The sequence below is a fragment of the Roseomonas sp. TS2 genome (genome assembly GCF_058833935.1).
In genome coordinates, this window is the sequence record NZ_JCACVY010000233.1 from 1 (window position 1) to 5,502 (window position 5,502).

At 72.4% G+C, this 5,502-nt stretch carries 7 protein-coding genes; 6 read left to right on the forward strand and 1 reads right to left on the reverse strand.

What is annotated here, in order from left to right; translation table 11 throughout:
• From ACZJYS_RS22090 to ACZJYS_RS22115, 6 genes are all read left to right on the forward strand, one after another.
• The coding region (locus tag ACZJYS_RS22090) for a hypothetical protein (RefSeq protein ID WP_493180336.1) at positions 1-310 on the forward strand (310 nt) is incomplete at its 5' end.
• 109 nt (positions 311-419) lie between these two features.
• Positions 420-614 (forward strand): twin transmembrane helix small protein, encoded by a 195-nt coding sequence (locus ACZJYS_RS22095; RefSeq protein ID WP_109518452.1) that lies wholly within the window; start codon positions 420-422, stop codon positions 612-614.
• Between the two features lie 203 nt (positions 615-817).
• A complete protein-coding gene (locus ACZJYS_RS22100) occupies positions 818-1,564 on the forward strand; it encodes an electron transfer flavoprotein subunit beta/FixA family protein (RefSeq protein ID WP_109518451.1) in 747 nt (248 codons plus the stop codon).
• 2 nt (positions 1,565-1,566) lie between these two features.
• Complete coding sequence (locus tag ACZJYS_RS22105; protein WP_493180337.1) at positions 1,567-2,493, forward strand: electron transfer flavoprotein subunit alpha/FixB family protein; 927 nt, start codon at positions 1,567-1,569, stop codon at positions 2,491-2,493.
• Between the two features lie 4 nt (positions 2,494-2,497).
• The gene (locus tag ACZJYS_RS22110) at positions 2,498-3,382 is read left to right on the forward strand and encodes a 3-hydroxybutyryl-CoA dehydrogenase (RefSeq protein WP_493180338.1); all 885 of its coding nucleotides are present in this window, start codon (positions 2,498-2,500) and stop codon (positions 3,380-3,382) included.
• Positions 3,379-4,836: a fused MFS/spermidine synthase gene (locus ACZJYS_RS22115; protein WP_493180339.1), complete on the forward strand. Its 1,458-nt coding sequence runs from the start codon at positions 3,379-3,381 to the stop codon at positions 4,834-4,836. Before ACZJYS_RS22110 ends, ACZJYS_RS22115 begins: the two co-directional genes overlap by 4 nt.
• On the opposite strand, the gene radC is transcribed toward ACZJYS_RS22115, so the two are convergent.
• Positions 4,833-5,502 (reverse strand): RadC family protein (gene radC / locus ACZJYS_RS22120; protein ID WP_493180340.1); only part of this gene is annotated, 670 nt, incomplete at its 5' end. The two genes, ACZJYS_RS22115 and radC, sit on opposite strands and share 4 nt — an antisense overlap.

Sequence of the window (5,502 nt, forward strand, 5' to 3'; positions counted from 1 at the left end):
GGGCTGCGTGGCGCTGGCCTTCGCCGGCCCCGCCTGGCCGGGGCTGGCGGTGACGCTGGCCGGCATGGTGCTGGGCGCCACCGGCATCGGCTGGAACGGCGTGCTGCTGGGCGAGGTGGCGCGAATCGCGCCCCAGGGCCGGGTGGGCGGCGCCACGGCTGCGCTCGGCGTGGTGTTCGGGGTGGTGCAGGTGGTGATGCCGGTGGCCTTCACCGCGCTGGTGGCGGGCACGGGGTCCTATCTGGGCGGCTTCCTGCTCTGCGCCGCCTGCGCGCTGGCGGGCGCCTTCTGGGTGCGCGGCGGGCGCTGAGGCGCCGGAACGATCCCCGCCGCCGCCGCCGGTCTGCCCTGCGGCCGGCGCCGCCATGCACGCCCCCGGGCCGGCTTGCACGCCTGCGAAACGGCGCTATGTGCGATCCATGCAAATCGTCCTCTCCATCCTGCTCGGCGTCGCCATGTTCGCCACGCTGGGCGTCATGTTCGCCGGCATGCTCGGCCTTGCCCAGGGCGAAGGGAACGGCGCCCGCTCCAACCGGTTGATGCGCTGGCGGGTCACCCTCCAGGGCGTCTCCCTGGCATTGTTCGTGCTGCTGATGCTCACCATGCGGGGCTGACGCCGGCCGGCGGAGCCGGGCGGGGCGGGCCGGGGGTCACCTTGCCTCGGCCGGCGCTGGCGCCTAGGCTCCGTGCCGCAACTGCACAAAGCCTCCCGGAAGGGGGGCGGGTGGCATGCGCGCCCCGCCTGGCACGGCCGGAGGGGGGTGCGGCGCCGCCCGGCACTCAGGTTGAAACCCAGAAAGCAGGACACGGCCCGGCGATGAAGCTCCTCGTCCCCGTCAAGCGGGTGGTCGATTACAATGTGAAGGTCCGCGTGAAGGCGGACGGCACGGGCGTCGAGACGGCGAACGTGAAGATGTCGATGAACCCCTTCGACGAGATCGCCGTCGAGGAAGCGGTGCGTCTGAAGGAGAAGGGGACCGTCACCGAGATCGTCGCCGTCACCATCGGCCCGGCCCAGGCGCAGGAGCAGCTCCGCACCGCGCTGGCCATGGGCGCCGACCGCGCCATCCTGGTCGAGGCCGAGGGCGCCGAGCCGCTGGGCGTGGCCAAGGTGCTGAAGGCGCTGGTCGAGCGCGAGCAGCCGCAGCTCGTCATCCTCGGCAAGCAAGCGATCGACGACGACATGAACGCCACCGGCCAGATGCTGGCGGCGCTGCTCGGCTGGAGCCAGGGCACCTATGCCAGCAAGGTCGAGCTCTCGGCCGATGGCGCGAAAGTGACGCGCGAGGTCGATGGCGGGCTGGAGACGGTGCAGCTGAAGCTGCCCGCCATCGTCACCACCGACCTGCGGCTGAACGAGCCGCGCTACGCCAGCCTGCCCAACATCATGAAGGCCCGGAAGAAGCCGCTGGAGACGCTGAAGGCGGCGGATCTCGGCGTCGACCTCACCCCGCGCCTGACGGTGGTGAAGGTGGAGGAGCCGCCGAAGCGCCAGGCCGGCGTCAAGGTCGGCTCGGTGTCCGAGCTGGTGTCCAAGCTGAAGACCGAAGCGAAGGTGATCTGACCATGGCCGTTCTCGTCCTTGCCGACCGCAGCGGCGCGACCGTCAGCCAGCCCACCCGCAGCGCGGTGGCCGCGGCCTCCCAGATCGATGGCGACGTGCATGTGCTCGTCCTCGGCGGCGCCGAGGCGGCGCAGGCCGCGGCCAAGCTCGCCGGCGTCACCAAGGTGATCCAGGCGGACGGCCAGGCCTACGAGCATGGCCTGGCCGAGCCCGCCGCCGCCCTGCTGGTGGCGCTGGCCCCGAACTACAGCCACCTGCTGGCCCCCGGCAGCGCCATGGGCAAGAACATCATGCCGCGCGTCGCCGCGCTGCTCGATGTGCAGATCATCACCGACATCGCCGCCGTGGAGGGCGCGGACACCTTCCGCCGCTTCATCTACGCCGGCAACGCGCTTGCCACGGTGAAGACGGCCGACGCGAAGAAGGTGCTGACCGTCCGCGCCGCCTCCTTCGACCCGGCCCCGGCCGAGGGCGGCTCCGCCGCCGTCGAGGCCGCTCCCTCCGCCGAGGACCCGGCCGTCTCCAGCTTCGTCGGCGCCGAGATCGCGCAGAGCGAGCGGCCGGAGCTGACCGCCGCGCGCGTCGTCGTCTCCGGCGGCCGCGCCATGGGCTCGGCCGAGAATTTCCATCTGCTGGAGGGCATCGCGGACAAGCTGGGGGCCGCCATCGGCGCCTCCCGCGCGGCGGTCGATGCCGGCTACGCGCCGAACGACCATCAGGTGGGGCAGACCGGCAAGATCGTGGCGCCGGAGCTCTACATCGCGGTGGGCATCTCGGGCGCCATCCAGCACCTGGCCGGCATGAAGGACAGCAAGGTGATCGTCGCCATCAACAAGGACGAGGAGGCGCCGATCTTCCAGGTGGCCGATTACGGCCTGGTGGGCGACCTGTTCAAGATCCTGCCCGAGCTCGAGCAGGAGCTGGGCTGAGGCCATGGGCGTGACGGAGATCGCCTCGGTCGGCGTCATCGGCGCCGGGCAGATGGGCAATGGCATCGCCCATGTGGCGGCGCTGGCGGGGCTCTCCGTCGCGCTGGTGGATGTGAAGGCGGAGGCGCTGGAGAAGGCGCTGGCCACCATCGGCCGCAACATGGAGCGGCAGGTGCAGAAGGGCGCGCTGGAGTCCAGCGCGCGCGACGCCGCCCTGGCGCGCATCGCCACCGGCACCGAGATGGCGGCGCTCGCGCAGAGCGACATCGTCATCGAGGCGGCGACGGAGCGGGAGGACCTCAAGCTCTCCATCTTCCGCGCCGTCTGCCCGCTGCTGAAGCCGGAGGCCATCCTCGCCTCCAACACCTCCTCCATCCCCATCACCCGGCTGGCGGCGGCGACCGACCGGCCGGACCGCTTCATCGGCATGCACTTCTTCAACCCGGTGCCGGTGATGAAGCTGGTGGAGGTGATCCGCGGCTTCGCCACCTCGGACGCGACCTTCGGGGCCGTCTCGGCGCTGGCGAAGCGGCTCGGCAAGACCACGGCGGTGTCGGAGGATTTCCCCGGCTTCCTGGTCAACCGCATCCTGATCCCGATGCTGAACGAGGCGGCCACCGCCCTGCACGAGGGGGTGGGCGATGTCCGCTCCATCGACGCGGCGATGAAGCTCGGCGCCAACCACCCGATGGGGCCGCTGGAACTGGCCGACTTCATCGGGCTGGACACCTGCCTCGCCATCATGCGCGTGCTGCATGAGGGAATGGGGGACGGCAAGTACCGCCCCTCGCCGCTGCTGGTGAAGTATGTCGAGGCCGGCTGGCTCGGCCGCAAGTCGGGCAAGGGCTTCTACGACTACAGCCAGGACCCGCCGAAGCCGTCCCGTTGACGCTGGCCGGGCGCCTCGCCACCGGCTTCGCGGCCTTCGCCGCCGGCTGGAGCGTGATGGCGCTGGAGATGCTCGACGGCCGGCTGATGGCGCCGGTCTTCGGGCAGACCATCCACCAATGGGGGGCCATCATCGGCACGGCGCTGGCCTTCATGGCGCTGGGCTATGCGCTGGGCGGGCGGCTCGGCGCCCGGCCGGATGGAGCGCGCGCGCTGCCCTGGCTGCTCGGCGCGGCGGCGCTGTTCGCGGCGCTGGTGCCCTGGCTCGGGCGCGGCATCGCGGCCGGCGCCGAGGCATGGCTCGGGCCGCTGCCGGGCGCGGTCGGCGCCTCGATGCTGCTGATCGGGCCACCGGCCTTCGTCCTCGCCGCCGCCTCGCCGCTCTGTGTGGCGCGGCTGGCGCCCTCCATCGGCGCGGCGCGGGCCTCGGGGCTGGTCTCGGCCTGCCAGGCGCTGGGCAGCATCGGCGGCACCTTCTTCGCGGCCTTCCTGGCCATCCCCTATCTCGGCCTCACCGGCGGCTACGCCCTGGCCGCGCTGGTCGCCGCCCTGGCGGCGCTGGCCACGGGGCTGCGCCCGCTGCCGGCCGCCCTGGCCCTGCTGCCCCTGCTGCCCGGATACCTGGCCGAGCAGGCCCGGCAGCGCCTCTTCGCCGCCTATGTGGAGACGCCCTACAACACGGCGATGGTCTGGCGCGACGCGCAGGCCACCTCGCTGCTGCTGAACACCACCCGCGTGGCGCAATCCGTCCGCTGGCATGACGGGCGGGAGACCGGCTCCTACTGGGAGTTGCTGTCCGCCGTGCCGGCGCTGACCCGGCCCGGCTCGGCCGAGGGCGGAAGCGCGCTCTATCTCGGCGTGGCGGGGGGCGCGGCCATCTCCGCCACCCAGGCCGCCTGGCCGGCGCTGCGCCCGCAGGGCGTGGAGATCGACCCCGGCGTGACCGCCCTGGCGCGCGCGCATTTCTCCCTGTCCATCCCCGTGGCGCATGACGATGCGCGGCGCTTCGTGGCGAAGGATACGGGCCGCTACGCCGTCATCATGGTGGATCTCTACGCCACCGGGCAGATCCCGGCGCATGTCGCCACGGTGGAGTTCTTCGAATCCCTGGCGCGGCGCCTCGCGCCCGGCGGGGTGGTGGCGATGAACGTCTATGGCGGGGGCGACCCGGAGAGCATCGTGGGGCCGCTGGCGGCCAGCCTGGGGCAGGTTTTCCCTGGCCTGCTGGCGGCGCGCTCGGCCAGCGGCAACACGCTGCTCCTCGCCTGGGGCGAGCCGATGGCGGTGGCCACCGCCGAGGCCCGGCTGCGCGCCGCGCCGGAGGCCGCGCGCCGCGCCGCGCTGCGCCTCGCGCGCACGCTGGAGGAGGGCGCGCCGCTCGCCGCCGGCCATGCCCCGCTCACCGACGAGCGCTCGGACATGGAGATCCGCGCCGCGCGGGCGCTGTCCCGCTAGAGCAGCCCCTCACGCCGGAAGCTCAGGTAGCGCCCATTGCCGACGATCAGGTGGTCATGCACCACCACGGCGAAGAACTGCCCCGCCTGCCTGATCTCGGCCGTCATCTCGATATCGGCGCGGCTCGGCGTCGGGTCGCCGCTCGGGTGGTTGTGGACGAGGATCAGCGCCGTGGCGTGCAGCTCCAGCGCCCGCTTCATCACCTCCCGCGGGTAGACGGGCGTGTGGTTCACCGTCCCCTTGGCCTGCGCCTCGTCGGCGATCAGGCGGTTCTTGCTGTCGAGGAAGAGGATGCGGAACTGCTCGATCTTCTCGCGGCTGATGGCGGCGTTGAGGTAGGTGATCAGCCGGTCCCAGTTGTTCAGGACGGGCGCCTCCATCACCTCGGCCTTGGCCAGCCGCAGCGCGGCGGCCTGCACCAGCTTGATGGCCGCCACGCTGTGCGGCCCGAGGCCGCGCGTCTCCATCAGCACCTGCTGCGGCGCGGCGAGCACGGCGGCGAAGCTGCCGAAGCGGTTGATCAGCGCCTTGGCAAGCGGCTTGGTGTCGCCCTGCTTGAAGGCGAAGAAGAGCAGCATCTCCAGCAGCTCGTAATCCGCCAGCGCGTCCGGGCCGCGTTCCAGCAGCTTCTCGCGCATCCGCCCGCGATGGCCCTGCGGGCCGGTG